The sequence below is a fragment of the Micromonospora echinofusca genome (genome assembly GCF_017614955.1).
GTDB lineage: Bacteria > Actinomycetota > Actinomycetes > Mycobacteriales > Micromonosporaceae > Micromonospora > Micromonospora echinofusca_A.
In genome coordinates, this window is the sequence record NZ_WVUH01000496.1 from 1 (window position 1) to 4,054 (window position 4,054).

3 protein-coding genes are annotated in these 4,054 nt (G+C 70.9%); all 3 read left to right on the forward strand.

All coding sequences use genetic code 11. From position 1 onward, the window contains the following. Nucleotides 1-285 precede the first annotated feature (285 nt). On the forward strand, nt 286-1,665 hold the full coding sequence (locus tag GSF22_RS31605) for an FtsW/RodA/SpoVE family cell cycle protein (protein ID WP_244454504.1): 1,380 nt from the start codon (nt 286-288) through the stop codon (nt 1,663-1,665). Beyond that, the gene (locus tag GSF22_RS31610) at nt 1,662-3,170 is read left to right on the forward strand and encodes a peptidoglycan D,D-transpeptidase FtsI family protein (protein ID WP_208817574.1); all 1,509 of its coding nucleotides are present in this window, start codon (nt 1,662-1,664) and stop codon (nt 3,168-3,170) included. The genes GSF22_RS31605 and GSF22_RS31610 overlap by 4 nt, the downstream gene beginning before the upstream one ends. Before the next feature lies 1 nt (nt 3,171). Further along, nucleotides 3,172-4,054 (forward strand): serine/threonine-protein kinase (locus GSF22_RS31615; protein WP_244454503.1); only part of this gene is annotated, 883 nt, incomplete at its 3' end.

Below are 4,054 nucleotides of genomic sequence, written 5' to 3' on the forward strand. Positions count from 1 at the left end.
CCTCCCCGGTCACCCCGACCGGGGCGGCCCTGCCCACCGCCACCGCGACCGCAGTGGTGGCCCCGACCAGCACGCCCGACGCCCTGCCCTCCGACTCGGTTCCGCCGGTGCTCGATCCGGCGGGTTGCCGGTCACCCGAGTGAGCTCCGGCTCGAACGACCTGAGGACCTGTTTGTGACCGCCCAGGCCGGAACGGCACCGTCCCTCGCCACGGGGGGCGAGCTACCGGGCGCCCGCCTGGCCCGCGCCCGGCGCAACTCCGAGCTGACCCTGCTGTTGTCCGCGATGGCCCTGGTGGCCGCGTACGGGGCGACGGTCGAGGCCAACCTGCTCGACACGGTCACCCCGGACTTCTGGATGCCGGCCGCCGCGCTCACCGGCGTGTTCCTCGGCCTGCACCTGGTGATCCGCTGGCTCGCCCCGTACGCCGACCCGGTGCTGCTGCCGGCGGTGGCCCTGCTCAACGGGCTCGGGGTGGGCTTCCTGCGCCGGCTGGACCTGGGCAAGGCCACCCCCGCCGAGCGGGAGGACCTGGCGATCTTCGCCGGTATCGGCGGTCGCCAGTTGGCCTGGACCCTCGCCTCGGTGGTACTGGCCGCCGGCCTGCTGGCGTTGATGCGGGACCACCGCGCGGTCTCCCGGTACGCCTACACGCTCGGCCTGGCCGGTATCGTGCTGGTGATGATCCCGGCCGTGCTGCCCGGCCGGTTCTCCGAGATCAACGGCGCCAAGCTGTGGATCCGGGTCGGTGGTTTCTCCATCCAGCCCGGTGAGTTCGCCAAGCTCGCCCTGCTGGTCTTCTTCGCCTACTACCTGGTCCGTAAGCGTGAGGTGCTCTCGCTGGCCAGCCGGCGGTTCCTCGGCATCGACTTCCCCCGGGGCCGGGACCTCGGCCCGGTGGTCGGGGTCTGGCTGATCAGTCTGCTGGTGCTGGTCTTCGAGAAGGACCTCGGCACCTCGCTGCTCTACTTCGGCATGTTCGTGGTGACCCTCTACATCGCCACCGAACGGGTCAGTTGGCTGCTCATCGGTCTGGTGCTGTTCTTCGGCGGGGCCTTCCTCGCCTACTTCCTCGGCAGCACCATCGGTGGGCCCTTCGCCAACTTCTACGACCGGGCGCAGATCTGGCTCAACCCGTTCGCCGAGCCGTACGACCGGGGCTACCAGTTGGTCCAGGGTCTGCTCGGGCTGGGCACCGGCGGTCTGTTCGGCACCGGGCCGGGTGGCGGGGAACCGCTGGAGGTACCCGAGGTACAGAACGACTTCATCTTCGCCGGCATGGGCGAGGAGATCGGCCTGTTCGGGCTCACCGCCCTCCTGGTGATGTACCTGCTGATCGTCCAGCGGGGCCTGCGGTCCGCGCTGGCGGTCCGTGACTCGTTCGGCAAGCTGCTCGCCGGTGGCCTGTCCTTCACCCTCGGGTTGCAGGTCTTCGTGATCGTCGGCGGGATCAGCAAGCTCATCCCGCTGACCGGTCAGACCACTCCCTTCCTCTCCGCCGGTGGTTCGTCGCTGATGGCGAACTGGTTGCTGATCGCGGTGCTGCTCCGCGTCTCGGACGCCGGGTGGCGACCCCTCACCGGCGGGGGGACGGCCCGACCCGGTGGGTCGGGTGGCCCGCCCGAGCAGCTGCACGGTGCCCCCACGGAGGTGATCCGCCCGTGAACGCGCCCCTGCGCCGTGTCGGCGTGGTTGTCATGATCCTTTTCGGTCTGCTCTTCCTGAACCTCAACTGGGTGCAGGCGTACAAGGGCGACGAGTACCGCACCAGCGACTACAACGGCCGGGTCCAGGTGGCCGAGTACGACCGCAAGCGCGGCAACATCGAGGCCGGCGGGTCGGCGGTGGCCACCAGCAAGGAGACCAGCGGGAAGCTCAAGTTCCTGCGGGTCTACCCGGAGGGCGAGAAGTACGCACACATCCTCGGGTACAAGCCGGTCAACCTGGCCGACATCGGCATCGAGCGGGTCGAGAACGACTTCCTCGCCGGTACCAGCGACCAGCTCTTCGGTGACCGGGTCAAGGACCTCTTCACCGGTGAGCAGACCGGCGGCGGCAACGTGCTGCTGACCATCTCCCGGCGGGCCCAGGAGGCGGCGTACACCCAGCTCAGCGAGAACCGGGTGGGCGCGGTCCGGGGCGCGGCGGTGGCGGTCGACCCGCGTACCGGTGCGGTCCAGGCACTGGTCTCCATGCCCAGCTTCGACCCGAACCCGCTGGCCAGTCACGACACCGACGCGGCGTCGGCGGCGTACAACAAACTCGACGCGGACAAGAACCGCCCGCTGCGCAACCGGGCACTGGCCGAGGTGCTGCCGCCGGGGTCGACCTTCAAGGTGGTGGTGGCTGCGGCGGCCCTGGAGTCGGGGATCGGTCCGCAGACCAACATCCCGGCCGGTCCGTCCTACCGGCCGCCCACGGCGGGCCAGGACATCCGTAACGCCGCCCCGTCGATCTGCCCCGAATCGCAGGTCAGCCTGAAGAGCGCCCTCACCGAGTCGTGCAACACGGGCTTCGCGCAGCTCGGCGTGAAGCTCGGGGCCGACAAGGTGAAGGAGAAGGCCCGCCAGTTCGGGTTCGAGCAGGAGGACCTGACCGTCGGCCAGCTCAACCAGGGCGGCCTGCCGGTCGCGGCCAGCCGCACGGGCACCATGCAGAACCCGGACGGCGGCACCGACCCGGCGGCCCTCGCCCAGTCCTCCATCGGGCAGAACAACGTCACGATGACCCCGCTCCAGGGCGCGATGATCGCCGCAGCGGTCGCGAACAACGGCCGGCAGATGCGCCCGTACCTGGTCCAGCAGCTTCTCGGCCCGGACCGGACGACCAGCTACTACGCGGCCACCCCCAAGGAACTACGCGAGTCGGTCAGCGGCTCGGTGGCCCGCGACCTCCAGGACATGATGGTCAGCGTGGTCACCAACGGGACCGGCACCAACGCCCGGATCAGCGGCTACACGGTGGGCGGCAAGACGGGTACCGCGCAGAACGGCGGCGGGACCGCAGAAGAGGACCACGGCTGGTTCATCGGCTTCGTGATGAAGGACGGCCAGCCGATCTCGGCGGTCTGCGTCGTGCTGGAGAACGCGGGCCGGGGCGGCAGCGCCGAAGCCGCCCGCATCGCCGGGCAGATCATGCGCGGGGTCATCGCCGACACGAGGGGCCGCTGACATGCTGAGCCCCGGGGTGCAGCTCAACAACCGCTACCGGCTGGACGAGCGGATCGCCAGCGGTGGCATGGGTGACGTCTGGCGCGGTACCGACCAGGTGCTGGGCCGTACGGTCGCGGTCAAGAGCCTGCTGCCCGCCCTGTTGGACGAGCCCGGTTTCGCCGAGCGGTTCCGGGGCGAGGCGCGCACCATGGCGACGATCAACCACCCCGGTGTGGTGGACATCTACGACTTCGGCAACGACCAGCAGATCGCCTTCCTGGTGATGGAGTACGTCGAGGGCGACGCACTGTCCAGCACGTTGGGTCGGGTCGGCCGGCTCACCCCGGCCCGGACGATGGCGTTGCTCGCGCAGGCCGCCGACGCGCTGCACGCCGCGCACACCAAGGGGATCGTGCACCGGGACGTGAAGCCCGGCAACCTGCTGGTCCGGCCGAACGGCACGCTAGTCCTCACCGACTTCGGGATCGCCCGCTCGGACATGGTCGGCCAGCTCACCGCCGCCGGCTCGGTGCTCGGCACCGCCTCCTACATCTCCCCGGAGCAGGCGGCCGGCGCGACCGCCACCCCCGCTTCCGACGTCTACGCGTTGGGCGTGGTCGCCTACCAGTGCCTCTCCGGCCGGCGTCCCTTCGAGGGGGACAACCCGCTGGAGATCGCCATGAAGCACGTCCGGGACCATCCCCGGCCGTTGCCGGGCGACATCCCGCCCCAGGTCCGGGCGATCGTCGAACGCGCCATGGCGAAGGACCCGACCGCCCGCTGGCCCAGCGCCGCAGCGCTGGCCGGGGTGGCCCGGCAGGCTGCGGCGGCGGCCCCGCACACCGGCCGGACGGGCCCGCACCGGGCGGCCGTCCAGGTTCCCGCCGCGCCCTCCTCCCCGG